Here is a 25,206-nt window from a genome sequence, read left to right as displayed (position 1 = left end):
CTGCCAATCAGGTTGCCGGAGTGAGGCTGTGCTCGTTGAGGCGGGCGTAGATGCGCTCGGGTGTGAACGGCAGTTCCCGGTACCGCACCCCGGTGGCGTCGTGCAGCGCGTTCGCAAGCGCCGGGGCAACCGGGTTGACGTTGGACTCGGCGATACCCTTGGACTTCATCGGGCCGACCGAGTCACGGGTCTCGACCAGAAGGACCTCCGTGCGCGGGATGTCCGCGTAGGTGGGAATGCGGTAGTTGCGCAGGTTGGGATTGACCACCGCACCGTTGGCATCGAGGCGGAAGTTCTCGGTGAGCGCGAAGCCGATCGCCTGCGCGACCCCGCCCTCGATCTGGCCTCGCACCTGCTGCGGATTGATCACGACACCCGGGTCGGTGGCGTGCACGCTGTACAGGATGCGGATCTCGCCGGTGATCCGGTGGACGGCGATCTGGAACCCGTGCGCGTTGGACGTCACGCTGCGCGGTGAGCCATAGGCCTTGCGCGCCACGGTGAACCGCGTGCCGCGTGCCCGGGCGGCGTCCAGTAGCTCAGCCAGCGTCAACCGGGTGTCGGCACATGTCACGCCGTCGTCATCCATTGCGCACGCGCCGACGTCGACGCCGGTGTGCCGTGCGGCGAAGTGCAGAATGCTGTCGCGCAGCGCGGTCGCGGCCTTCTGCACGGCGTTGCCGGAGACGAAGAGACCGGCGCTCGCGAACGCGCCGGTGTCGAATCCGGTGCGGTCGGTGTCCGACTGCACGAGATGAACCCGTGCCGGCGTGGTCCCGAGCACGCTCGCCGCGATCTGGACGTGTGCCGTCGATGTGCCCTCGCCGAATTCCACTGTTCCCACGGCGATCTCGTAGGTACCGTCATCGCGCAGGGTGGCCCATGATTCCGAGACGTGGTCGGTGGGCGGGGCGGTCTCGTGGATGGAGCTCGCGGTACCCGTGCCGACCTGCCACTCGGGTCCCAGGTCCTGTTCGGCGGGCCTGTTGCGAAGCGCCGCGTCGACCAGGTCGATGCATGCCGTCAGGCCGTCCTCGGTGAACGACACGTCTTCGGGGTGTTCGCCGATGGCCACGAGCGCGTCGCCGGGCGCAATGACGTTGAGGCGGCGCAACTCCATCGGGTCGAGGTCGAGCGAAAGCGCGAGTTCGGTCATCGCCGACTCCACCGCGAACGACGGCTGCGTCATGCCGTAGCCCCGGATCGCGCCGCTGGGCACCGTGTTGGTGTACACCGAGTAGCCGTCGAACTTCTTATTGGGACAACGGTATTGCATGATGGCCGCACCTCCGGCGAACAGCGTCTCACCGCCATGGTTGCCGTATGCACCGGTGTTGGCCACGTTGCGGAACTGGAACGCTGTCAGTCTGCCGTCGGACTTTGCGCCGAGTTTCACCGTGATCGTCATCGGGTGCCGCGGTGAGGCCGTCGTGAACTCCTCCTCTCTGGTGTACTCCCAGCAGACAGGCCGACCGATGTCCAGCGCCGCCAGCGCCACCAGGTCTTCGGCGATCACCTCCTGCTTGCCGCCGAACCCGCCGCCAACGCGCTTGCAGAACACCCGCAGCTGGTCGGGCCGAAGGTCGAACAGATGGGAGAGTTTGAGTTTCGCGACCGAGGGTGACTGCGAACTGGTCCGCACGTGCAACCGGCCATCCTCCATCCACGCGATCGATCCGTGTGTCTCGAGGTGGGCGTGCTGGACCCGCGGTGTGTGGTAGGTGCCCTCGTGAATCACGTCGGCTTCGGCGAATCCCGCTGCGACGTCACCCACCTCGCCGTGCAGCTCGAGCAGGATGTTGCGTTCCTTGTCGTGCGCGAACGGGTCGTCGTAGTGGTGCAGCTGGGGCGCCCCGTCGGCCATCGCCTCCTCGGGGTCGAAGACCGCGGGCAGGGCCTCGTATTCCACGGCGACCCTGCGGCAACCCTCCTCGGCGGCTGCCACCGAGTCGGCCACCACGGCCACCACCCGCTGACCGGCGAACCGCATGACGTTGTCCAACATGTAGGTGTCGTCCGGGTCCACCAGATGGTCGGTGTGAATCGCTGTGCTGTAACGCTTCCGGGGCACGTCCTCCCATGTGTACACGCGGTGCACACCCGGCACCGCCAGGGCGGCGGACTTGTCGATGGAGACGACGCGTGCGTGCGCGTGCGGCGAGTGCAGCACCTTGAGATGCAACATCCCCGGCATGTCGGTGTCCATGGTGAACTCGACCGTGCCGGTCACGACTCCGGCGGCGGCAGGTGCGCCGACGCTTGCGCCGATGGCCTCACCGGGGGCGGCCTCCTCGACGGCCCGGACACCGTTCACCGCGTCCTCGATGGCGCGATATCCCGTGCAGCGGCAAAGGTTTCCCTTCAGTGCCCGCGGCAGGTCCTGCTTCTGCTCATCGGTCAGTGCCGCCGACGTCATGATCATTCCCGCGGTGCAGAAGCCGCACTGAAAGCCCGGGGCCTCGAGGAACTTCTTCTGCATCGGATGCAGATTCTCCGGGGTGCCCAGCCCCTCGACGGTGGTGACCTCGCGGCCCTCGGCGCGGAAGGCCGGCGTGATACAGCTGTGCACCGGAGCTCCGTCGAGCCACACCGTACAGGCACCGCAATCGCCTGCGTCACAACCCTTTTTGACGCCATGGCAGCCCAACGACCGGACGAAGGTGCGCAGGCACTGACCGGGTGTCGGCTCCTCGTCGAAGGTCTCGCCGTTCACGGTGTAGGTCATGCCGGCACCCCCGACGCCAATTCGGCCCGAATCTCTTCTGCGTAGTACAGCGCCAGGTGGCGTCGATGATCGGGACTGCCATTGGGATCGTCGAACCACAGTTCGTCGGGCAGGTCACCGATGCGGTCTGCCAGCCCATCGGCGTCGGGCAGCGAATCGAAGGCCAGGCGGACGGGACGGGTCGTGCCTGCGGTGATAGTCAGCAGGAGGTCGTCATCGTCCTGGGTCTGCGTCGCGATGATGAAGATGGTCGACCGGCCGAGCTTGGTCAGGGTGAAGCGCCTGTGGGTGTGCCGCTTCCGAAGTGCGCCTGCAGGGATGTCGATCTTTCTCAGTACCTCGCCCGGCGTGAGGATGTTGGCGTTATTGCCGATGACGAAATCGGCCGCGTCCACGACGCGTTCGGATCCGTCGGGTGAGCGCAGTGTGTAGGTGGCTTCCAGTGCCACGGTCATGGTGATCATCGGACCCGCAGGCAGGGACATGCAGATGTTGCCCCCGACCGTCGCGGTGTTCCACACCTTGAACGAGGCGAGGAACGCTTCGCAGCTGGTGGTGAACAGCGCGGCGGCGGTCCAGTCGGCGGGCGCGGGGAACGCGTACAGATCGCGGATCGTGCACATCGCGCCGATCTCGAGCCCGGAATCGCTGGGCGTCAGGGTGTCCCAGCCGAGCGGCATCAGGTCGATCAGCCGCCGCAGATGTGGTTGCTGGTCCGAGAACAGCCACGTGCCGCCGGCGAGAAAGGCGTCACCGTCGCGCCATTGCGCTCCCGGCGGATCAGCGGGCTCCCTGACCACCTCGGTGACGGTGCTGAGGTCCATCTCGTCCCCCTCTGGGGATCAGGGTTTTCGCGCGTCGCGAGCACCTGGGCCACCTGAGCGTAGGTCAACTAGGCAATTGTTGCCGTGCTAGCTAGATATTTCGGGCCTGGCTGTAGCGGCAGGCTTTCCACTCGGAGCTCTCGCGGACGAAGTCGACTTCGACGACCGCAGGGGCGGCTTGATTGGCGGCGGCGAATCGGACGTTGGCAACCGCTCGGGACGGCGGGTCGCCCGCGACGTCCACTGACAGCACGGTGATCCGGGTCGGCCCGTCGGCCTTCCTGCTGCGGTACCAGCCCGCTTCGAAACCAGGGGCCTGGCGCATGTCGGCACACAGGTGGGAGGCGAAGCCGTCGAAATCCGCGCCGTTGTACGACGTGTTCATGCCGGCGAGCACGGCACGCACCTGGTCTTCGGAAGTGGACGCCTGCGCAGGGGCGGCCGACAGGATCAGCAGCGCCGCCCCCACGGACGGCAGCACCAGATGCCGCATTCGTCCAGCGTGACCGATCACAAATGCGCCGTCGGGAACCCCTGTACGGCGTGTTGCCAAAATAAGTTAAAGTTGAGCGGAACAGACTCAACCTTGACGGCGTTGAACAACCCGACAAGCATTTCAAGGGTCGTTTGTGCGGCCCTCTGTACACACGGAAGGGGAGGTGTCGTGGACTCGTTCAATCCGACGACCAAGACCCAGGCGGCCCTGACTTCGGCGCTGCAGGCGGCCACTGCCGCAGGTAACCCGCAGATCACGCCCGCCCATTTATTGATGGCACTGCTCACTCAGAACGATGGCATTGCCGCACCTCTGCTGGAGGCCGTCGGTGTCGAACCCGCGACAGTCCGCGCCGAGACACAGCGGCTGCTTGACCGGTTACCCAGCGTGACCGGGTCGAACGCGCAACCGCAGCTGGCCCCCCAGTCGATCGCCGCGATCACCGCGGCCACCAACCTGGCCACCGAGATGGACGACGAGTACGTCTCGACCGAGCACCTGCTCGTCGGCCTCGCCACCGGCGACTCGGACACCGCCAAGCTGCTCACCGGCCACGGTGCGTCACCGCAGGCGCTGCGCGAGGCATTCGTCAAGGTGCGCGGCAGCGCCCGCGTCACCAGTCCGGATCCGGAGGGCACGTACCAGGCGCTGGAGAAGTACTCCACCGACCTGACCGCGCGCGCCCGTGAAGGCAAGCTCGACCCGGTCATCGGCCGGGACAACGAGATTCGGCGCGTCGTGCAGGTACTGTCCCGTCGCACCAAGAACAACCCGGTGCTCATCGGTGAGCCCGGTGTCGGTAAGACGGCGATCGTCGAGGGCCTGGCCCAGCGCATCGTCGCCGGCGACGTCCCGGAGAGCCTGCGCGACAAGACCGTCATCTCGCTGGATCTCGGTTCGATGGTCGCAGGGTCGAAGTACCGCGGCGAGTTCGAGGAACGGCTGAAGGCCGTACTCGACGACATCAAGAACTCGGCGGGACAGATCATCACGTTCATCGACGAGCTGCACACCATCGTGGGTGCTGGCGCCACCGGCGAAGGATCGATGGACGCGGGCAACATGATCAAGCCGATGCTGGCGCGCGGCGAGCTGCGCCTCGTCGGTGCCACCACTCTCGACGAGTACCGCAAGTACATCGAGAAGGACGCCGCGTTGGAGCGCCGTTTCCAGCAGGTGTTCGTCGGTGAGCCGTCGGTCGAGGACACGGTCGGCATCCTGCGCGGTCTGAAGGACCGCTACGAGGTGCACCACGGTGTGCGCATCACCGACTCGGCGCTGGTTGCGGCCGCGACGTTGTCCGACCGCTACATCACCAGCCGCTTCCTGCCGGACAAGGCCATCGACCTGGTCGACGAAGCCGCGTCGCGGCTCCGGATGGAGATCGACTCCCGGCCCGTCGAGATCGACGAGGTCGAGCGCCTGGTGCGTCGCCTCGAGATCGAGGAGATGGCGCTGGCCAAAGAAGAGGACGAGGCGTCCAAGGAGCGGTTGGAGAAGCTGCGCGCCGAACTGGCCGACAAGAAGGAGCAGTTGGCCGAGCTGACCACCCGCTGGCAGAACGAGAAGAACGCCATCGACGTCGTCCGCGAGCTGAAGGAGCAGCTCGAGGAGTTGCGCGGCGAGGCCGACCGCGCCGAGCGCGACGGCAACCTGGAGAAGGCCGCCGAGCTGCGCTATGGCCGGATCCCCGAGGTCGAGAAGAAGCTCGAGGCGGCGATCCCGCAGGCCGAGGCCCGCGAGAACGTCATGCTCAAGGAGGAGGTCGGACCCGACGACATCGCCGACGTGGTGTCGGCGTGGACCGGTATCCCGGCGGGCCGGATGCTCGAGGGCGAGACGGCCAAGCTGCTGCGCATGGAGGACGAGCTCGGCAAGCGCGTCGTCGGGCAGAAGAAGGCCGTGCAGGCCGTCTCCGATGCGGTGCGGCGCAGCCGCGCCGGTGTCGCCGACCCGAACCGGCCGACGGGGTCGTTCATGTTCCTCGGCCCGACCGGTGTCGGTAAGACGGAGCTCGCAAAGGCGTTGGCGGAGTTCCTGTTCGACGACGAACGGGCGATGGTCCGCATCGATATGAGCGAGTACGGCGAGAAGCACTCGGTGGCCCGTCTCGTCGGTGCGCCTCCCGGCTACATCGGCTACGACCAGGGTGGTCAACTGACCGAGGCGGTGCGACGACGGCCGTACACGGTGATCCTGTTCGACGAGATCGAGAAGGCGCACCCGGACGTCTTCGACGTGCTGCTGCAGGTGCTCGACGAGGGCCGGTTGACCGACGGCCAGGGCCGTACGGTCGACTTCCGCAACACGATCCTGATCCTGACGTCCAACCTGGGCGCGGGCGGGAGCGAGGAACAGGTGATGGCCGCGGTGCGTGCCGCGTTCAAGCCCGAGTTCATCAACCGGCTCGACGACGTGATCATCTTCGACGGGCTGGAGCCCGGCGAGCTGGTCCAGATCGTCGACATCCAGTTGGAGCAGCTGCAGAAGCGCCTGGCACAGCGCCGCCTCACCCTCGAGGTGTCGCTGCCTGCCAAGCAGTGGCTGGCCCAGCGTGGTTTCGATCCGCTGTATGGGGCGCGCCCGCTTCGGCGGCTGATCCAGCAGGCGATCGGCGACCAGTTGGCCAAGTTGCTGCTGGCCGGAACCGTGCACGACGGCGACGTGGTGCCGGTCAATGTCAGCGCGGACGGCGACTCGCTCGTCCTGGGCTAAATACAGCGATTTCGGCGTGCTCGGTCACGTTTAGCGTGACTGAGCACGCCGAAGCCGCAAGATGGGGGCGTGATCACACCCGTTTCCGGTACTCCCAACCTGCTCCTCGGCGCCTACGACCCGGCCACGCTGGGTTACGGCGCCGAGGAGTTTTTCGTCTCAGGCAGCGCCGAGTCGTATGCGTCCGATGACACGGCGGACTACACCACCCGCATCGTGGTGCTGCAGCCGCTCGATCGCACGGCGTTCAACGGCACCGTCATCGTCGAATGGCTCAACGTCAGCGGCGGGCTCGATGCGCCTGCGGTGTGGTCGATGGCGCATCGCGAGATCGCCCGCTCCGGTTATGCGTACGTCGGGGTGTCGGCCCAGCAGGTCGGTATCGAGGGCGGCACCAGCCTGGTCGGCATGGACATGTCGCTGAAAACCCAGAACCCCGAACGCTATTCGCAGTTGCACCATCCTGGCGACGAATACTCCTACGACATCTACACGCAGGTCGGACGCCTGATCCGCGGGGGAGCTATCGACGGGCTCGGCCCGGAAACCGTTCTCGCGGTTGGCGAGTCGCAATCTGCGGTGTTCCTTACGACCTACATCAACGTCGTCGACCCGGAGGCGGCCACGTACGACGGGTTCCTCGTGCACTCCCGCTTCGGCAACACCGCGCCGCTGGACGGTGTGAACGTGTTCGAGGAGCACGAATCGACCATGGCACCCGTCCCGTTCCGGTCCGACCCTCGCGTTCCGGTCCTCGCGTTCATCACCGAGACCGACCTGCTCGGCGGCTTCAGGGTGGGGTATCACGCTGTGCGGCAACCGGATAGCGACCTGCTACGCACGTGGGAGCTAGCCGGCGCGGCCCACGCGGACAACTACACCATCATCGGGAGCTTCATGGACAGCGGGTCCGCACCGCTGGCTGACCTCGCGGCGACATACGCGCCGACCAACGAGCTCATGGGCGAGAAGCTCTCGTACCACATCAACTTCGGGCCGCAACATCATTACGTGCTGCAGGCCGCCGTCGCGCACCTCAACAACTGGGTGCGCACGGGGAAACCCGCGCCCGCGGCGGCGCCGATCACACTCACCGGATCCGACCCCGTGTCGCCCGAACTCGACGACAACGGTCTCGCCAAGGGCGGTGTCCGCACGCCCTGGGTGGACGTGCCGACCGCGCGGCTGTCCGGCCTCGCCCCGAACGAGAGCCTGATGTCGTTCATCTTCGGTTCTGGCGAGGTGTTCGACGCCGACACCCTGGCCAGGCTCTATCCCGGCGGTAAGGCCGACTACCTCGAACGCTTCGCCGTGGCGCTGGACCAGACGATCGAGGCGGGCTTCATCCTGGCCGCCGACCGGGCCGAGATCCTCGAATTGGCCGCGGCGACCTTCCCAGGCGGCTGACCTCGCGCATCGAAACTGCGGAGATTCGGCGGCATGCGGACCTGCAAGGACGCTGTGACGCGGCTGTGATCCCCTCGAGTTCGGATTTGAGGGCTACCTGCAAGTAGGCTAGGACGCAATGGTCCCGCTTTGGTTCACGCTGTCCGCGCTCTGTTTCGTGGGTGCGGCGGTCCTTCTATATGTCGACATCGACCGTCGACGTGGGCTGGGACGTCGCCGCAAGTCATGGGCGAAGTCCCACGGCTTCGACTACGAGCACGAATCGCGTGAGATCGTGTCGCGCTGGAAGCGCGGCGTCATGTCGACGGTCGGCGACGTCACCGCCAAGAACGTGGTGCTCGGGCAGATCCGCGGCGAGGCCGTGTTCATCTTCGACCTCGAGGACGTGGCGACCGTCATCGCCCTGCACCGCAAGGTCGGCACCAACGTCGTGGTCGACCTGCGGCTCAAGGGAATCAAAGAGCCGCGCGAGAACGACATCTGGCTGCTCGGCGCCATCGGCCCGCGCATGGTGTACTCCACCAACCTCGACGCCGCCCGCCGCGCCTGCGACCGCCGGATGGTGACGTTCGCCCATACCGCGCCCGACTGCGCGGAGATCATGTGGAACGAGCAGCACTGGACGCTGGTGTCGATGCCCGTCACCAGCACACGGGCGCAATGGGACGAGGGCCTGCGCACCGTCCGCCAGTTCAACGACCTGTTGCGGGTGCTGCCACCGACACCGCAGGCGTCCTCCGAACAGTCCATCGCTCGCCGCAGCGGATCGCCCAGCCGCCCGATACAGCCGGGACCCCCGCGTGCCGAGGCGCCCGCGAGTCGAGCGGGCGGCACCAACGTCCAGGCACCGCCTCGCCCCGAACCGCATGGCCGTCCCGCCGCGCCGCCCCCGCCGCCGCAGGCGCGCAATGGACGGCAGTCACCGCACTATCAGCGGTAAGTAGCCTCTAGGGCATGTCACGCCCTGTCGCACTGATCACCGGACCGACGTCTGGGCTGGGCGCAGGATTCGCCCGCAGGTACGCCGTCGACGGCTATGACCTCGTGCTGGTCGCGCGCGATGAACAGCGACTCGAACGGCTCGCCGCCGAACTGCACGACGAGGCGGGCGCGAACGTCGAGGTGCTGGTCGCTGATCTCGCCGAGGCCGCCGATCGCGCGAAGGTGGCCGACCGCCTCGCCGCCGGCGTGCGGGTGCTGGTCAACAACGCCGGCTTCGCAACGTCCGGCGAGTTCTGGACATCGGATTTCGCGGTGCTGCAGTCACAACTGGACGTCAACGTCACGGCGGTGATGCAGCTGACGCACGCGGCCCTGCCGCCGATGATCGCCGCGGGTGAAGGGACCATCGTCAACGTCGCGAGCGTCGCCGGACTGCTGCCGGGCCGTGGCTCGACGTATTCGGCTTCCAAGGCGTGGGTCGTCTCCTTCTCCGAGGGCCTGGCCAACGGTCTCGACGGCACCGGGGTCGGTGTGCACGCGCTGTGCCCCGGCTTCGTGCACACCGAATTCCACGAGCGGGCGGGCATCGACATGGCGGGCACGCCGTCGATCCTCTGGCTGGAGGTGGACGATGTGGTTCGCGAGACGATGGCGGACGTCGCACGGGGCAAGGTCGTGATCGTGCCCGGCCTGCAGTACAAGGCGCTAACCGCCGGCGGACGCATGGTGCCGCGAAACCTGGTGCGCGCCGTCAACAAAGTCGTCGGCCGCGGCCGCGGCAGAACCTGAGTCGCACCTGACGTGTCCGTCCGTTCGGTCCTTGCGGCCCTCACCGCGGTCGTCCTGTTGGCTTCGGCCTGCTCCAGCGACGACGACACCGGCGATGTCTATGCCGCGCAGACCGCCGCGCTCGGCGAATCCCTGGCGATTCTCGGTTGGAACATGTCGGTGTCGAATCTGCGGTTCGACGGCGACAACGTGCTGGTCGACGTCGACGCGTCGCCGTCGGGAGACGGTGCGCACGCCGATCCGAAGGACCTGCGCTTCGGGCTGTACGGCGCATTGGCGCACCCGCTCGAGGCCCCCGCGATCGGCGGGTGCCGTGACGTCACCGACCTGGATGTGCAGCCGCTGTCGTCGTCGACACCCGACCGGCTGGCAGGCACGGTGTGTCTGGGGCCGCAGCGCGATCAGGCCCAGGTGCGCGGGGTGTACGTGTATTCGACCGCAGATCGGATCCCCAGCACGACGACCGCCTACCCGGTGGCGTTTCCCGTCGGGCTGCCGTCGACCACCAACGACGAAGCCGGGCTCACCCTCAAGACTACGAGCGTGGACGCTTTCCGCGAGGACGGCACGATGCTCGATCCCGCCGACCTCGGCGACGTGGACGCGTTCACCGGCGGCGGCTACATGCTGCTGGGTCTCGAGATCAGTGCTCCCGCAACGCAATATCGCGATGCGGCGCAGCGTCGCGGCGGACCGACGATGGTGCTGATGTCTCCGACGTTGCCGGCACCGGGGCTGAGCCACCAGTGCGACGTCTACGGTGCCTCGGTGCTGGTGCTGCCCGAACGCAGCCGCGCCGGCGTGCAGGTGCGCGTATCCCTGTGCACGCAGGGTGAGATCAACGAGGCGCTGCTCTATCCGACGCTGTCGCTGGTCGGCACCCACGCGGCGTTGTGGACGACCGATGAGTGACGCGGGCCCGACCGAATGGGGCGAAAGCCCGGGCGTCGGTCCGTGGCGGGGACCGCTGCCCGACGATCCACGCTACGACCCAGCGCTGCTGCGCGAGGGCGACACCCGCAATGTCGTTGATGCATACCGGTATTGGACGCGCGAGGCCATCGTCGCCGACATCGACAAGCGCAGGCACCCGCTGCACATCGCGATCGAGAACTTCGGCAATGACGCCAACATCGGCGCCGTCGTACGCACGGCCAATGCCTTCGCCGTCGACACCGTGCACATCGTCGGGCGGCGCCGCTGGAACCGTCGGGGCGCGATGGTGACCGACCGCTACCAGCGGCTGCGCCATCACGACACCACCGCCGAACTGCTGGAGTTCGCCGCCGACGCGGGGCTGACGGTCGTCGCCGTCGACAACGTTCCCGGCGCCGTCCGCCTGGAGTCGACGCCCCTGCCCCGGGAATGCCTGCTGATCTTCGGCCAGGAGGGCCCCGGCATCACCGACGAGGCGAGGGCCGGCGCCGCCATGACGGTGTCGATCGCGCAATTCGGCTCCACCCGCAGCATCAATGCCGGCGTGGCCGCGGGCATCGCGATGCACGCCTGGATCGTTCGACATGGGGACATTTCGGCGGCCTGGTAGGGCAGGATCGAACCCATGGATCAGCTATGGGCCAATCGCGCCGGCAGTGCAGAGGCCGCGATCACCAAGCGGCATCTGAAGACACTCTGGGGTATACCGGGGACCCAGCTCGGCGTCGTCGCCTGGCCGTCTGACCGCAAGCACCGGAAGTTCGGCACCTGGCACTACTGGTGGCAGGCGCATCTGCTGGACTGCCTCGTCGACGCCCAGGTGCGCGACCCGCAGCCCGCCCGGAAGGTCAGGATCGCTCGGCAGATTCGGGGTCACCGGCTGCGCAACAACCTCCGCTGGACCAACGACTACTACGACGACATGGCGTGGCTGGCGCTCGCCCTCGAGCGTGCCGGACGCCTCGCCGGTGTCGAACGTTCGAAGGCGCTCGACACACTGGCCGAGCAATTCCTGACCGCCTGGGTGCCCGAGGACGGCGGCGGCATCCCGTGGCGGAAGCAGGACCAGTTCTTCAACGCCCCCGCGAACGGCCCCGCGGCGATCTTCCTGGCGCGCTATGACCGGCTGCGGCGGGCTCAGCAGATGTCGGACTGGCTCGACGAAACCCTGATCGATCCCGAGACGCATCTGGTGTTTGACGGGATCAAGGGCGGCTCGATGGTACGGGCGCAATACACCTATTGTCAGGGAGTGGTGCTTGGCCTGGAAACCGAACTCGCACAGCGCACCGAGGATCCCGACCACGCCAAGCGCGTGCATCGCCTCGTCGCCGCCGTGCGTGACCACATGGCTCCCGACGGCATCATCAAGGGTGCTGGCGGCGGCGACGGTGGGCTCTTCAACGGCATCCTGGCGCGGTACCTCGCGCTGGTGGCCACCTCGCTGCCGCAGAACGATTCCGACGACGAGGCCGCCCGAGACACCGCACGCAAGCTGGTGCTGACCTCCGCGGAGGCGGCGTGGGAGAACCGGCAGACCGTCGAGGACCTGCCGCTGTTCCCCGCCTTCTGGGACCGCACCGCCGAGATCCCCACTGTCGCAGGGAAAAAGGCCGAGTTTGTGGAGGGGGCCGTCAACGCATCCGAAATTCCCGAACGAGACCTGTCCGTGCAGTTGTCGGGCTGGATGCTGTTGGAAGCAGCCCACGCGGTAGCCGACACGTGACAACCGAGCCGACACCGCGAATCGTTCGCTTCTCACCCCTGCGGTTACACCGCGACCTCAAGGCGATGAAGCCTGGCGAAAACGCGGCGGCGGCGTTGCTGCTGGCGTTCACGCTCATCGCCATCCTGTGGGCGAATTCGCCGTGGTCGCAAAGCTATTGGACGCTGCTGGACACCCATGTCGGTGTCGCGTTCGGCGAACATCACTTCGACATGACCGTCAAGCATCTGATCAACGACGGCTTGATGACGCTCTTCTTCTTCATCGTCGGGCTCGAGGTGACGCGTGAGTTCAAGATCGGCGAGCTGACCGATCGGTCCAGAGCGGCGGTACCCGTCGTCGCGGCGCTCGCGGGCCTGGCCGTCCCCGCCACCATCTTCCTGCTCCTCAACTCGTCCGGGGAGAACGTGCAGGCCTGGGGTGTGGTGATCTCCACCGACACCGCCTTCCTGGTCGGTGCGCTCGCCATCATCAAGCCGAAATTCCCTGGCCGCCTGCGTATCTTCCTGCTGACGCTCGCAGTGGTCGATGACGTGGGTGCGCTGATCGTGATCGCGGTCTTCTACTCCGACGCGCTGCAGGTGGTGCCGCTGGTCGTGTCGGCGGTATTGCTTGTCGCGATCGCGCTGGTGCGCTTCCTGCCCGCGGCGCGTGGGCCCGCATATGCGGTCCTCGGCTTCGCGCTGTGGATCGCGCTGTATCTGGCGGGAATCCATCCGACGCTCGCCGGCGTCGCGCTTGCGCTCCTCATTCCGGTGTTCGCCCCCGAACGCAGGCAGGTCGAAGACGCCGTCGACGTGATCCGAGCGTTCCGTCAGTCACCGAACTCGCAGTATGCGCGCACGGCCACTCGCCGTCTGCGCCAGTCGATTTCCATCAACGAGCGCTTGCAGACCGATGTCGGGCCTTACGTGTCGTTCCTCGTGCTGCCCTTGTTCGCGTTGGTCAATGCCGGGGTCAGGCTCGATTCGGCGAGCCTGAGCGCCGCGGCACGCTCACCATTGACATGGGGCATCGTCGCCGGCCTGGTTATCGGCAAGTTCATCGGGATCACCGGCGCGACATGGTTCATGAGCCGAACGGGACTCGGGCAACTGGCGCCGGGGCTTCGGTTGCGCCGCGTCGCGGGTGGCGCCGCACTGTCCGGAATCGGGTTCACCATCTCACTTTTCATCGTCGACATCGCAATCAGCGAACCGGCCAGGCAGGACCAGGCGCGCATCGGCGTCATCGCCGCGTCGCTCATCGCCTTCGTCGCCGGCTGGGCGATCTTCCACATCACCGATCTCATCAGCCCGCCCGAACCCATCGGGATGAAGCTCATCCGACCCATCGATCCCGAGCGCGACCACATCAAGGGCAACCCCAACGCTCCGCTCACGCTGGTCGAATACGGCGACTACGAATGCCCCTTCTGCGGCCGTGCCACAGGCGGAATCGACGAGGTGCGAGCGCGTTTCGGCGAGGACGAGCTCTGCTACGTGTGGCGGCATCTGCCGCTGGAACGGGTGCATCCCCGCGCGTTCGACGCCGCGCGCGCCGCCGAGGCCGCCGGCCTCCAGGGCAAGTACTTCGAAATGGGCGCACAGTTGTTCGCACACCAGGACGATCTCGAGTGGTCAGATATCTACCGCTACGCCAACGCGATCGGGCTCGACCTCGAGCAGTTCGATCAGGACGTCCGCGTGCATCCGTCGAAGGTGTTGCACCGCGTGCAGGACGACGTGCAGGACGCCGAGGCGATGGATCTCAACTCGACACCGACGTTCTTTGTCAACGGCAAGCGGCACAAGGGCCCGTGGGATTCGGCGAGTCTGATTCGAGCATTAGAGGAAGGGCGTGAATGAGCGGTCGGGCACTGGTCACCGGAGAACAAGCTGATGCGCACCATGATGCGGTTCGCGCCGTCGCCGGTAGGTATCAGGCGGTTTCGCCGGCCCCGCGTTTGGCGGCCTTACGCCGCCGGTACCACTCGATGATCATCGGGAGCACCGAGACCACCACGATTGCGATCACGATCGGCTCGAGCAGGTCCTGAACGATCTCGAACCGCCCGAGCCAATACCCGAGCAATGTCAGGCCGACGCCCCACACGAGGGCGCCGAGGACATTGAAGAACGTGAACACCGGGTAGCTCATCCGCGCGGCGCCCGCGGTGAGCGGTGCCAGCGTCCGCACGATGGGGACGAATCGCGCGACGACGATGGCGAACGGTCCGCGCTCCTCGAAGAACGCGTGTGCCTCGTCGAGGTAGCGCTGCTTGAGCACCTTGGCGTCCGGTTTGAACATCGCCGTGCCGATGGTGCGGCCGATCCAGTAACCGACCTGGCCGCCGAGTATCGCGGCGATCGGGATGAACACCAACAGCTGCCAGAGCTGAAAGTTGATCGGGTCGCCGCCCTTGTCGGCCAGCGCCTGGGTGCCCGCGGCCAGCATGCCCGCCATGAACAGCAGCGAATCACCCGGGAGGACCGGGAACAACACGCCCGATTCGACGAAGATCACGACCAGCAGGCCCACCAGCGCCCAGGCGCCGAAGTACCCGAGCAGGGTCATCGGGTCCATGAAGTCCGGCATGAGTGCCAGTTGACTGGCAGCCGCCAGGGCTGAGGTCGTCACAAGGCCCCAAGATACCGGTCGGTCGGCCCGACACCCGAAACGTCGATGCCAGGTGGCCTTTTTGTCCAGCGGCGGGGGGCTGGCCTCGTTAGTGTCGGGTATGCCCACTCACAAGGCCGTTCAGGTCGTGTCCGCAGGTGCAACATTGACCCTCACGGACGTCGAAACCAGCTCACCACCGCGGGACCACGTCCGTATCGCCGTCGCGGCCTGCGGCGTGTGCGGCACCGATCAGGGCGTCGTCGCCGGCGGCTTTCCCGGTATGACGTGGCCGGTGACACCCGGGCACGAAGTGGCGGGGACCGTTGCCGAACTCGGCGAGGGTGTCGACAACTTCGCGGTCGGCGACCGGGTCGCGGTGGGATGGTTCGGCGGCAACTGCAACAAGTGCGTTCCGTGCCGCAAGGGCAAGTTCATGCAGTGCGTCAACTTCGAGGTGCCCAGCCTGGCGTACCCCGGCGGCTACGCGGAGTCGTTCGTCGCGCCCGCCACCGCGCTCGCGCGCATCCCGGACGCCCTGTCCTTCGTTGAGGCAGCCCCCATGGGTTGTGCGGGGGTGACGACGTTCAACGCGCTTCGGCAGACGGCCGCCGTGGCCGGCGACCTCGTCGCGGTGCTCGGAATCGGGGGGCTCGGCCACCTCGGCGTCCAGTGGGCTAGGGCGATGGGATTCGAGACCGTCGCGATCGCCCGCGGCGAGAGCAAGGCCGAGGACGCGAAACAGCTTGGCGCACACCATTACATCGATTCGACGGCAGTAGACGTCGCCGACGCCCTGCAAGACCTGGGCGGTGCGGCGGTCGTCCTCGCCACCGCGGCGAACTCGGCGGCCATCGGCCAGACCGTCGGTGGTCTCGGGCCAGAAGGCGAACTGGTTGTCGTCGGGGTGTCGGCCGACCCGCTGCCGATCAGCCCGATGGACCTCATCCTGGCGGGACGCCGGGTGAGTGGCCATCCGTCGGGCACGTCGCGTGACGTCGAGGAGACCATGCACTTCGCCGTGCAATCGGGCGTGCGCGCGTGGGTCGAGGAACGCCCGCTCGTCGACGCCGCCGAGGTATACGCCGCCATGGAGCAGGGTCGGGCGCGCTATCGCGGCGTCTTGACCGTGTGAGGTCGCCGCGTTCCTGAGACAATCGCAGGACGCGTATCGATCGCCGAGAGGAATCCTCATGCCCATCGCAACACCCGAGGTTTACGCGGAAATGCTGAGCCGGGCGAAGGAGCACTCTTTCGCGTTTCCCGCCATCAACTGTGTCGGGTCGGAATCCGTCAACGCCGCCATCAAGGGCTTCGCCGACGCGGGTAGTGACGGCATCATCCAGTTCTCGACCGGTGGCGCCGAGTTCGCCTCCGGACTCGGCGTCAAGGACATGGTGACGGGGGCGGTCGCGCTCGCCGAGTTCACCCACGTCATCGCCGAGAAGTATCCGATCACGGTGGCCCTGCACACCGATCACTGTCCGAAGGACAAGCTGGACACCTACGTCAGGCCGCTGCTCGCGATCTCCCAGCAGCGGGTCGCCGACGGGGGCAATCCGCTGTTCCAGTCGCACATGTGGGACGGCTCGGCGGTGCCGATCGACGAGAACCTCGACATCGCGCGCGAGCTTCTCAAGGAGGCCGCGGCGGCGAAGATCATCCTCGAGATCGAGATCGGTGTGGTCGGCGGCGAGGAAGACGGCGTCGCCCACGAGATCAACGACAAGCTCTACACGACGCCCGAGGATTTCGAGAAGACGATCGAGGCGCTGGGGGCGGGTGAGCACGGCAAGTATCTGCTCGCCGCGACGTTCGGCAACGTGCACGGCGTCTACAAGCCGGGCAACGTCAAGCTGCGTCCCGAGGTGCTGGCGGAAGGGCAGAAGGTGGCGGCCACCAAGCTCGGATTACCCAGCGACGCAAAGCCTTTCGACTTCGTCTTCCATGGCGGCTCGGGCTCGCTGAAGTCCGAGATCGAGGATTCGCTGCGATACGGCGTGGTGAAGATGAACGTCGACACCGACACGCAGTACGCGTTCACGCGTCCCGTCGCCGGGCACATGTTCACCAACTACGACGGCGTGCTCAAGATCGACGGCGAGGTCGGCAACAAGAAGGCCTACGACCCGCGCAGCTATCTGAAGAAGGCCGAGGCGTCGATGACCGAACGTGTCATCGAGGCGTGCCGGGACCTGCACAGTGCGGGCCGGTCGGTGACCGCCGGCTAACTGGTGGGTGCCTGACAGATCTTCCACTGGTCGTCGCGGAATTCGAGGTCAAGGCTGCGCGTCGACCGTGTCTGTGGTGCGTAGGCCATGAAGGTCGTGACGTTGGCCTCGGCATGGTCCCCGTTGACGACGATCTGGTCGACGCTGGCGATCACGGGATACCGTTTGGCCGCCGCGATCCGGGCGTGGGTGTCGCTCCACACGCGGTCGTTGTAGCTGACGTAGTTGTCCCGGACGCTGCCGCAGGTGATGGTGCGGAGCGTGGCCAGATCGCCCTTGGCGATCGCGGCGTCGTAGCTCTCGATGGTCTGGCGGACCAGGTCCTCCTGGGACACCTTCGGTTCGGTGTCTCGGGTCAGCAGGATGGTGCCGAGGATCGCGACGGCCACCAGCGCTGCGATCACCAGCAGTATCGCGATCACCCAACCCCAGCTGCGACTCTTCGGCTTAGGGGGCTTCGGCGTGTCGCCGCGCGGTGGAATTACCTGCGGTGCAACGGGTTTCACGGCAGAGGCGGGCGCCGTATCCATCACCTCGGTCACCGGGTCGAACGGGGTGTCGATCCTTGTCGTCGTGCCCGCGTCGAACGCGGAGGGCGCTGTGTACCGCCGCTCGGGCTCTTCCGGCGCCTCGGTGGAGATCACCTCGGTCACGGGGTCGGCGTCGTGTGCAGCTGCGGCGGTAGTCTCCGCCTCGTCGGCGTTAGCCGGTGCGGATTCGGCAGCAGGCTGGCCGTCGGCGGCGTCGGTCGCCTCGTCGGTGACCTCGTCCGACTGGTCAGGTCCTTGCGGGTTCGACATGGCAGCTGCAGTCCTCCGTTACAACGCTTCGGCCGCAAAGCTTAACCATCCGGGGGACGGGTGGCCGGAAGCCGCACGGCACAATGGTGGCCATGACGCGGATGGGTGATCTTCTCGGACCGGATCCGGTCCTGCTTCCAGGTGACCCGGCGGCCGAGGCCGAACTGGCCGCCGACGAAAACCCGGCCATTGTCGCCGCCGCGCATCCGTCGGCGTCGATCGCGTGGGCCGCGCTCGCCGAGGATGCGCTCGCCGACGACATGGCCATCACGGCCTATGCGTACGCCAGGACGGGCTATCACCGCGGCCTCGATCAGTTGCGTCGCAACGGGTGGAAGGGCTTCGGTCCGGTGCCCTACAGCCACGAGCCCAACCGGGGGTTCCTGCGGTGCGTGGCTGCGCTGGCGCGCGCCGCGGATCAGATCGGTGAGACCGACGAGTATCAGCGCTGCCTGGATCTACTCGACGACTGCGATCCCGAGGCCCGTTCGGCGCTCGGACTGAGCTGATCGGCCGCTACATCTGCGTTGACTCTGCGCTGAGGGTGCGTACCAGTCGCACTTTTATGCCCTGGACGCAGAGTCAAAGTTACGACTCGGCCTCGCACTTACAGTCGGCGGCGCCCGCGGGCGGTTCGACCTGAACCGTGGCGTGGTCCAGGCCGCGTGCCGTGAGCACCGCGCGCGCGTCGTCGAGCACCAGCGCGGCGTCCCGCTCGCTGGTCAGGTGTGCGGTCACCATGTCCTTGCCGGGGACCAGCGTCCACACATGCAGGTCGTGGACTTCGGTGACGCCGTCGACCGCGCACAGCGCGCTGCGCAGCTCGTCGACGTCGATGTGTGCGGGTGAGGTCTCGGACAGGATCCGCAGCGCCGCGCGGGCCAGCGCGATGGCCCGTGGCAGCACCCACAGCGCGACGAACACCGCGACCACGACGTCGGCGTAGGGCCATCCTGTCGTCACCGTCACGATGCCGGCGATCAACACCCCGATGCTGCCGACCGTGTCGGCCACGACCTCCATGTAGGCGCCCTTGACGGCCAGGCTGCTCTCCGAGTGCGACCGCAACAGCAGCACGACGATCGCGTTGGCGATCAGACCCGCTATCGCCACCACGATCATCGGCACGCCCGGGATCTCGGGTGCGCTGCCGAGTCGTTCGTAGGCCTCGTACAGGATGAACGCCGCGACGCCGATGAGCAGCACCGCGTTGGCGACGGCTGTGAACACCTCGGCGCGATGCCAACCGTAGGTACGCGACGGCGACGAGCTGCCGTGCCGGGCGAGCAGCACCGCGGTCAGACCCATGAACATCGCGACGAGGTCCGTCAGCATGTGGCCGGCGTCGGCCAGCAGCGCGATGGAGTTGATCAACAGTGCCGTCGTCAGTTCGACGATGAAGAACGCCGTGAGGATCGCCGCGGCGATGACCATCCGGCTCACCCGGGCATCGCGCGAGCCGTGGTCGTGGCCAGCACCCATAGGGGCAATCTATGCGTAAACACGCATATGTCGCAAGAGGCTCGCTCAGAACCAGGCCGACCAGAACCGCGTCAGGTTGAATCCGACACCGATCAACCCGCTGTTCACCCCGGACAGATCGAAGAACCAGCCGACGATGGCGAAGAAGTACTGATTCAGCGGCGTCGCGATCAACAGCAGTAGGAAGACGAAGAACGCCCAAGGCTTGGCCGGCTCGAGCGCGCGCTGGGTCTCCGGGCTCAGGTGCGGTTCCAGCGCGCCGTAGCCGTCCAGGCCCGGGATCGGCAGCAGGTTGAGCACCGCACCGGTGATCTGCAGGAACCCGAGGAACGCCACTGCACCCCAGAACACCAGGTGCGCCGGGTCGTAGAAGATCCTCGCGACAACCAGCAGAACCACCGCGAGCACAATGTTCATCGCCGGTCCGGCGAGGCTCACGATCGACTTCTGCCGCACCGTCATGAACGAGGTCCGCACCCAGACCGCGCCGCCGGGCAGCCCGATACCGCCAAGCAGGGTGATCAGCACGGGGAAGCCGAGCGACAGCAGGGGGTTGGCGTACTTGAACGGGTTGAGCGTGAGATAGCCGCGCACCGCGATGTCGTGGTCGCCGTAGCGCCACGCCGTGAATGCGTGCCCGAATTCGTGCAGACTCAGCGACACGATCCAGCCGGCGATGACGAAGATGAAGACGCCCGCGTAGGCCAGCGGCGTGCGCTCGGCGGCCGCCACCCAGGCCAACGCGCCGCCGACTGCCGTCAGCGCGATGATCGCCAGGAAGATCGGGCTGGGTCGCACCGATGCCCGAGGGTGCAGCGGACGGACGTTCACCTCACGAAAGTACCCCGCACCACCTGGTCACACCCGTAGCCAACCTTGCGTGTGCCGGTAGAACGCCGACCGGCGGACCGGCCGCGGCGCGGGCACTCCGTCCCGGACCACGAGCGCCGACGTGGTGCCCAGCTGGGCGGCCCGGCCCGCAACCCAGCGCTTCGGGCGCATGCGCGGTGACAACACCGTGGCCCGCAGGCCGGGCATGCTCGGGGTCGGCTCGATCAGCACCCCGGTCGCCTCGCCGTGAAACAGCACGGTGTCGTCGACGACGGCCTCACCGCGGATGGTTCTCGCCTCTTCGTTCGGCGGCAGCCAGTGCGCAGCCTTCGTGATCACGGCCCCGGTTTCGTCTCTGATCAGCGGAATCCGCTGGGCGAAGCCGGTGCGGGCACGTCGCGCCTGCCACCACCACCGCACGTGGGCGACCTCCACGTCCAGCCGGTCGGCCCGCAGCAGTGTCGTCAGTACAGCGGCCAGATCGGCGGTCGAACCCACCACGATGACGCGACGGCATTCGGTGACCGCATCCGCGCTGATCGTGGGCAGGTCGCGCAGCGCCCGCGGCATCCTTCGGCCGCCGACCAGCAACACCGCGACGTCAGCTGCGGTCAAGGCGGCTCCTCGGGGTCGGCTGGGATAGGGTGGGTCACCGGCTGGGCTCAACTTTGGCCAGATCAAGCGGGAGAATATGCCATGCCGGCAATCGTGCTCATCGGAGCTCAATGGGGTGACGAGGGCAAAGGAAAGGCCACCGATCTACTCGGCGGCCGCGTGCAGTGGGTTGTGCGCTATCAGGGCGGCAATAACGCCGGCCACACCGTCGTCCTTCCATCGGGCGAGAACTTCGCTCTTCACCTCATCCCGTCCGGCATCCTCACGCCCGGCGTCACGAACGTCATCGGCAACGGCGTCGTCGTCGATCCGGGCGTGCTGCTCACCGAGCTCAAGGGGCTCGAGGAACGCGGGGTGGACACCGAGCGGCTGCTGATCTCGGCCGACGCGCATCTGCTGATGCCGTATCACGTCGCGATCGACAAGGTCGTCGAGCGATACGCGGGCAGCAAGAAGATCGGCACCACCGGCCGCGGGATCGGCCCCTGCTACCAGGACAAGATCGCGCGCATCGGCATCCGGGTGGCCGACGTGCTCGACGAGGACCAGTTGGCCGAAAAGATCAAGGGCGCACTGGAATTCAAGAACCAGGTGCTGGTCAAGATCTACAACCGCAAGGCGCTCGACCCCGACGAGGTGGTCGAGAACCTGCTGACGCAGGCCGAGGGCTTCAAGCACCGTATCGCCGACGCGCGCTACCTGCTCAACACCGCGCTCGAGAAGGGTGAGACGGTGCTGCTGGAAGGCAGCCAGGGCACCCTGCTCGACGTCGATCACGGCACGTATCCCTTTGTGACGTCATCGAATCCGACGGCGGGCGGTGCCGCGGTGGGGTCGGGTATCGGACCGACCCGCATCACGACGGTGCTCGGCATCCTCAAGGCCTACACCACCCGTGTCGGTTCGGGTCCGTTCCCCACGGAGCTGTTCGACGAGCACGGCGAGTACCTGTCGAAGACGGGTGGCGAGTTCGGCGTGACGACGGGGCGGCGTCGCCGCTGCGGATGGTTCGACGCCGTCATCGCGCGCTATGCCACCCGGGTCAACGGCATCACCGACTACTTCCTCACCAAACTCGACGTGCTGTCCAGCCTGGAGACCGTGCCGGTGTGCGTCGGCTACACCGTCGACGGGAAACGCGTCGACGACATGCCGATGACCCAAGCCGACCTGCACCGCGCCGAACCGATCTACGAGGAATTGCCGGGCTGGTGGGAGGACATCTCCGACGCGCGTGAGTTCGACGATCTGCCCGCCAAGGCTCGTGATTATGTGTTGCGGCTGGAAGAGCTTGCCGGAGCCCATGTTTCATGCATCGGTGTGGGGCCCGGCCGGGAGCAGACCATCGTGCGCCGCGATATCCTGGCGGCCAGTACGTGACCGACGACCCGCATCTCCTCGACCCGGACTACGACAAGCACGGCGGGTTCCCGGATTTCGAGCCCGCCGACCCGGGGCCCGGATTCGGTCGCTTTCTGACGGCGATGCGGCGCGCACAGGATCTGGCGGTGTCCGCCGACCCGGACAGCGACACCTGGGAACTGGCCGCCGACCGTGCCGAGGAACTGGTCAAGCTGCTGGACCCGTTCGAAGCCCCGGAGGGCGTCGGCCCGGCGAACCGCGTGCCGTCGCTGCCCGGGGCGGGCAGCCTGCTGATGCCGCCGTACCGGGACGTGCAGATGGACCCGCACGGGGTCGAGCTCAAGGTGCAGTTCAGCCGCTTCCACGTCGGTGGCAACTACGCCGTCCACGGCGGGGTGTTGCCACTGCTTTTCGATTCGATATTCGGCATGGTGATCCATGCCGTCGGCCGGCCGATCAGCCGCACCGCGTTCCTGCACGTCGACTACCGCAGCGTGACGCCGATCGACACCCCGCTGGAGGCGCGCGGATGGCTGCGGGAAGCCGAGGGGCGCAAGGCCTTCGTCAACGCCGAACTGCGTCATAACGACGGCACGCTGTTGGCCGAGGCGCACGGGCTGATGATCCGATTGCTCCCCGGCCAGCCGTAGAAATGCCACCATGGCCGGGTGACCTCGGATCCGGCCAATCGCCACTTTCACACGTTGTCGACACCTCGGGCGGCTGCGGCGGCGGGGGTGTTGTTCGCGCTGTTGTTCGGTACGTCGCTCGTCCTGATCCGCATCTCCCTCCCCGAGGACGCCGCTGCCGGCTCGCAGTGGACCCAAACCGACCACAGCATCAGAATCGCGTCGCTGCTGATGCCGTTCGCGGGCATCGCTTTCCTGTGGTTCATCGGCGTGGTGCGCGACGGCTTCGGCGGATACGAGGACAAGTTCTTCTCGTCGGTCTTCATCGGCAGCGGATTGCTGTTCCTGGCAATGGTCTTCGTCTCCTCGGCCGTCGGGACGGCGCTGACCCACAGCGGTGCTGAGGCTGCCGACTTCGGGCGCTGGCTGCTGTTGGCGCTGAGCAAGACCTATGCGCTGCGGATGGCCGCGGTGTTCATGATCTCGCTTGCCACGATATGGCTGAAGACGGGGCTGATGCCGAAGTGGTTGGTCGGGGTCACCTATGCCGTGGCGGTCGTACTCATACTCGCCAGCGAGATCACGATGTGGCTGACGCTGGCCTTTCCGATCTGGGTGCTGGTCGTCAGCCTGCTGCTGTTGTCGCGCGCAGGCGTCATCGACCTCGAACGCGACGGCCGTTAGTCGGTCAACCGCAAAGCCTGTGAGGGACAGAGCTTTACGGCCTCGCGGGCGTGCTCCAGCTGGTCGTCGGGAATCTCGTCGACGAGAACCACCACGACGCCGTCGTCGTCCTGATCGAACACCGCGTCGGCGGCCATGACGCAGTTACCCGCCTGAATGCACACGTCGCGATCGGCTTGCGCTCTCATTTACCAACTCACCGCCAATGACCTCAGGCCGTAGATGAAGTGGAAGGACCGGAACTGGACGTCGTCGAAATCCTCGGCGAGGGCCAGGGTGGGGAAGCGGCGCAGCAGCGCGGGGAACGCGATCCGCATCTCCATGCGCGCCAGCGGAGCGCCGAGGCAATGGTGCACACCGTGACCGAACCCCAGGTGCCCAACTGCGCCGCGCTCGATGTCGAGTATCTCCGGTGAGTCGATGAATTCCGGATCTCGATTGCCTGCGGGCAGGGACACGAACACCAGCTCACCCGCCGGGATCCGTACACCCGCGACGTCGACCGCGGTCGTCGTGATCCGCGGGATGGCGCTGTGCACAATCGACAGCCAGCGCATCAGCTCCTCGACGGCCGGCCCCACGGCGTCGGGATCGTCGCGGACCGCCGCGAGTTGATCGGGGTGCCGCAGGAGCGCGAGGGTGCCGAGGCCGAGCATGTTGGACGTGGTCTCGTGCCCTGCGAGCAGCAGCAGTCCGGCGATGCCGACGAGCTCGTCGTCGGTGCATTCGGTCCCGTGCTCGCGGACCAGCATCCCGAGAATGTCGTCACCGGGTTGCCTGCGCGCACGTTCGACCAGCGACTGCATGTACGCCCGGCCCTGCCGCTGCAGCTCCAGCCGTTCGGTGATCGGGGCGGACAGGTCCAGCTGACGTGCGCTGCGCCGCTGGAAGTCGTCGCGGTCGTCGTAGGGCACCCCCAGGAGCTCGCAGATGACCAGCGACGGAATCGGCAGAGCGAAGCTCTCCACCAGATCGACTGGCGGCCCTGCACTTTCCATCGCATCGAGGTGCTGATCGACGATCTCGACGATGCGGGGTTCCAACCGCTTCATCCGCCGGATGGTGAATTCGGGTGTCAGCATCCGGCGCAACCGCTGATGCTCTGGCGGGTCGAGTCCGAGCAGATTGCCCGCTCGCGCGCTCGCCTGCTCCTCCTCGGACAGCGTGGGCGCCCCCGGCAGGACGAACCCCGGTGGGCGGCCGTTGGAGAAGCGCTCGTGGTCGGACAGCACGGCTTTGACGTCCTCGTATCGGGTGACGAGATAGACGGTCATCCCTAACGAGTTGGTGGCCGTGCGTACCCCGTCGGTCTCCCGGATCTCCCGCAGCTCCGGAGTCGGGTCGAACGCGTTGCGCCGCATGTGCAGCGGCAACCGCGGGGTTTGGGTTCCGGAGACGCTGGTCATCTTTCGAA

Annotated in this window: 24 protein-coding genes; 14 read left to right on the top strand and 10 right to left on the bottom strand. The window is 66.9% G+C overall.

Features of this window, described 5'->3' with window-relative positions:
- Window positions 1-7: 7 nt before the first annotated feature.
- The 3 genes from G6N43_RS29930 to G6N43_RS29920 all read right to left on the bottom strand — a co-directional run bounded on the left by G6N43_RS29930 (window position 8) and on the right by G6N43_RS29920 (window position 4,042).
- Window positions 8-2,725 (bottom strand): molybdopterin-dependent oxidoreductase, encoded by a 2,718-nt coding sequence (locus tag G6N43_RS29930; protein WP_083152784.1) that lies wholly within the window; start codon window positions 2,723-2,725, stop codon window positions 8-10.
- Window positions 2,722-3,549 (bottom strand): FAD binding domain-containing protein, encoded by an 828-nt coding sequence (locus tag G6N43_RS29925; protein WP_083152785.1) that lies wholly within the window; start codon window positions 3,547-3,549, stop codon window positions 2,722-2,724. The genes G6N43_RS29930 and G6N43_RS29925 overlap by 4 nt, the downstream gene beginning before the upstream one ends.
- A gap of 91 nt (window positions 3,550-3,640) precedes the next feature.
- Complete coding sequence (locus tag G6N43_RS29920; protein WP_083152786.1) at window positions 3,641-4,042, bottom strand: Rv0361 family membrane protein; 402 nt, start codon at window positions 4,040-4,042, stop codon at window positions 3,641-3,643.
- Window positions 4,043-4,213: 171 nt separating this feature from the next.
- On the opposite strand from G6N43_RS29920, the gene clpB reads away from it, so the two are divergent.
- From clpB to nhaA, 8 genes are all read left to right on the top strand, one after another.
- Window positions 4,214-6,760, top strand: coding sequence for an ATP-dependent chaperone ClpB (gene clpB / locus G6N43_RS29915; RefSeq protein WP_083152787.1), 2,547 nt, complete (start codon window positions 4,214-4,216; stop codon window positions 6,758-6,760).
- Window positions 6,761-6,829: 69 nt separating this feature from the next.
- Entirely contained in the window at window positions 6,830-8,167 is a 1,338-nt protein-coding gene (locus tag G6N43_RS29910) for an alpha/beta hydrolase domain-containing protein (RefSeq protein WP_083152788.1), read from the top strand.
- Between the two features lie 118 nt (window positions 8,168-8,285).
- On the top strand, window positions 8,286-9,107 hold the full coding sequence (gene ttfA, locus G6N43_RS29905) for a trehalose monomycolate transport factor TtfA (protein ID WP_083152789.1): 822 nt from the start codon (window positions 8,286-8,288) through the stop codon (window positions 9,105-9,107).
- Window positions 9,108-9,121: 14 nt separating this feature from the next.
- Window positions 9,122-9,898, top strand: a complete 777-nt coding sequence (locus G6N43_RS29900; protein WP_083152790.1) for an SDR family NAD(P)-dependent oxidoreductase — start codon at window positions 9,122-9,124, stop codon at window positions 9,896-9,898.
- 12 nt (window positions 9,899-9,910) lie between these two features.
- Window positions 9,911-10,810 carry a hypothetical protein gene (locus G6N43_RS29895; protein WP_083152791.1) on the top strand — a complete coding sequence of 300 codons (900 nt, stop codon included), beginning with the start codon at window positions 9,911-9,913 and terminating at the stop codon, window positions 10,808-10,810.
- Window positions 10,803-11,444 carry a TrmH family RNA methyltransferase gene (locus tag G6N43_RS29890; RefSeq protein ID WP_083152792.1) on the top strand — a complete coding sequence of 214 codons (642 nt, stop codon included), beginning with the start codon at window positions 10,803-10,805 and terminating at the stop codon, window positions 11,442-11,444. Before G6N43_RS29895 ends, G6N43_RS29890 begins: the two co-directional genes overlap by 8 nt.
- Before the next feature lie 15 nt (window positions 11,445-11,459).
- Entirely contained in the window at window positions 11,460-12,560 is a 1,101-nt protein-coding gene (locus G6N43_RS29885) for a glycoside hydrolase family 76 protein (protein WP_163658274.1), read from the top strand.
- A 65-nt stretch (window positions 12,561-12,625) separates the two neighbouring features.
- Entirely contained in the window at window positions 12,626-14,407 is a 1,782-nt protein-coding gene (nhaA, locus tag G6N43_RS29880; RefSeq protein WP_234810360.1) for a Na+/H+ antiporter NhaA, read from the top strand.
- A 73-nt stretch (window positions 14,408-14,480) separates the two neighbouring features.
- On the opposite strand, the gene G6N43_RS29875 is transcribed toward nhaA, so the two are convergent.
- Window positions 14,481-15,137, bottom strand: coding sequence for a VTT domain-containing protein (locus tag G6N43_RS29875; RefSeq protein ID WP_083157881.1), 657 nt, complete (start codon window positions 15,135-15,137; stop codon window positions 14,481-14,483).
- A gap of 142 nt (window positions 15,138-15,279) precedes the next feature.
- Between G6N43_RS29875 and G6N43_RS29870 the strand changes: the two genes are divergently transcribed.
- Together G6N43_RS29870 and fbaA are read left to right on the top strand one after the other, a co-directional pair.
- A complete protein-coding gene (locus tag G6N43_RS29870; RefSeq protein WP_163658272.1) occupies window positions 15,280-16,293 on the top strand; it encodes an alcohol dehydrogenase catalytic domain-containing protein in 1,014 nt (337 codons plus the stop codon).
- Window positions 16,294-16,351: 58 nt separating this feature from the next.
- Entirely contained in the window at window positions 16,352-17,389 is a 1,038-nt protein-coding gene (fbaA, locus tag G6N43_RS29865; protein WP_083156870.1) for a class II fructose-bisphosphate aldolase, read from the top strand.
- Here the strand turns inward: fbaA and G6N43_RS29860 are convergent.
- Entirely contained in the window at window positions 17,386-18,189 is an 804-nt protein-coding gene (locus G6N43_RS29860; RefSeq protein ID WP_083156869.1) for an Rv0361 family membrane protein, read from the bottom strand. The genes fbaA and G6N43_RS29860 overlap by 4 nt on opposite strands.
- Before the next feature lie 92 nt (window positions 18,190-18,281).
- Here G6N43_RS29860 and G6N43_RS29855 point away from each other — a divergent pair, with 92 nt between their 5' ends.
- Window positions 18,282-18,698, top strand: a complete 417-nt coding sequence (locus G6N43_RS29855) for a DUF3151 domain-containing protein (RefSeq protein ID WP_083156880.1) — start codon at window positions 18,282-18,284, stop codon at window positions 18,696-18,698.
- A 79-nt stretch (window positions 18,699-18,777) separates the two neighbouring features.
- Here the strand turns inward: G6N43_RS29855 and G6N43_RS29850 are convergent, their stop codons facing one another.
- From G6N43_RS29850 to G6N43_RS29840, 3 genes are read right to left on the bottom strand one after another with little or no spacing between them, the layout of a single operon-like run.
- Window positions 18,778-19,671 carry a cation diffusion facilitator family transporter gene (locus G6N43_RS29850; RefSeq protein ID WP_083156868.1) on the bottom strand — a complete coding sequence of 298 codons (894 nt, stop codon included), beginning with the start codon at window positions 19,669-19,671 and terminating at the stop codon, window positions 18,778-18,780.
- A gap of 45 nt (window positions 19,672-19,716) precedes the next feature.
- On the bottom strand, window positions 19,717-20,502 hold the full coding sequence (locus tag G6N43_RS29845) for a site-2 protease family protein (protein ID WP_083156867.1): 786 nt from the start codon (window positions 20,500-20,502) through the stop codon (window positions 19,717-19,719).
- 27 nt (window positions 20,503-20,529) lie between these two features.
- Window positions 20,530-21,072: a peptidase M50 gene (locus G6N43_RS29840; protein WP_407664931.1), complete on the bottom strand. Its 543-nt coding sequence runs from the start codon at window positions 21,070-21,072 to the stop codon at window positions 20,530-20,532.
- A 126-nt stretch (window positions 21,073-21,198) separates the two neighbouring features.
- Here G6N43_RS29840 and G6N43_RS29835 point away from each other — a divergent pair, with 126 nt between their 5' ends.
- Genes G6N43_RS29835 through G6N43_RS29825 form a run of 3 tightly spaced genes read left to right on the top strand, consistent with a single transcriptional unit; the run spans window position 21,199 to window position 23,792 of the window.
- Complete coding sequence (locus G6N43_RS29835) at window positions 21,199-22,497, top strand: adenylosuccinate synthase (protein ID WP_083156865.1); 1,299 nt, start codon at window positions 21,199-21,201, stop codon at window positions 22,495-22,497.
- On the top strand, window positions 22,494-23,129 hold the full coding sequence (locus G6N43_RS29830) for a PaaI family thioesterase (RefSeq protein WP_083156864.1): 636 nt from the start codon (window positions 22,494-22,496) through the stop codon (window positions 23,127-23,129). The genes G6N43_RS29835 and G6N43_RS29830 overlap by 4 nt, the downstream gene beginning before the upstream one ends.
- Window positions 23,130-23,147: 18 nt before the next feature.
- A complete protein-coding gene (locus tag G6N43_RS29825; protein WP_083156863.1) occupies window positions 23,148-23,792 on the top strand; it encodes a hypothetical protein in 645 nt (214 codons plus the stop codon).
- Here the strand turns inward: G6N43_RS29825 and G6N43_RS29820 are convergent.
- The gene (locus tag G6N43_RS29820; protein WP_083156862.1) at window positions 23,789-23,980 is read right to left on the bottom strand and encodes a ferredoxin; all 192 of its coding nucleotides are present in this window, start codon (window positions 23,978-23,980) and stop codon (window positions 23,789-23,791) included. The two genes, G6N43_RS29825 and G6N43_RS29820, sit on opposite strands and share 4 nt — an antisense overlap.
- Entirely contained in the window at window positions 23,981-25,198 is a 1,218-nt protein-coding gene (locus G6N43_RS29815; RefSeq protein WP_083156861.1) for a cytochrome P450, read from the bottom strand.
- Between the last annotated feature and the right edge of the window lie 8 nt (window positions 25,199-25,206).

The sequence above is a fragment of the Mycolicibacterium moriokaense genome, assembly GCF_010726085.1.
In the GTDB taxonomy this organism is placed as follows: domain Bacteria; phylum Actinomycetota; class Actinomycetes; order Mycobacteriales; family Mycobacteriaceae; genus Mycobacterium; species Mycobacterium moriokaense.
This window is presented reverse-complemented; position numbering and strand designations above follow the sequence as displayed.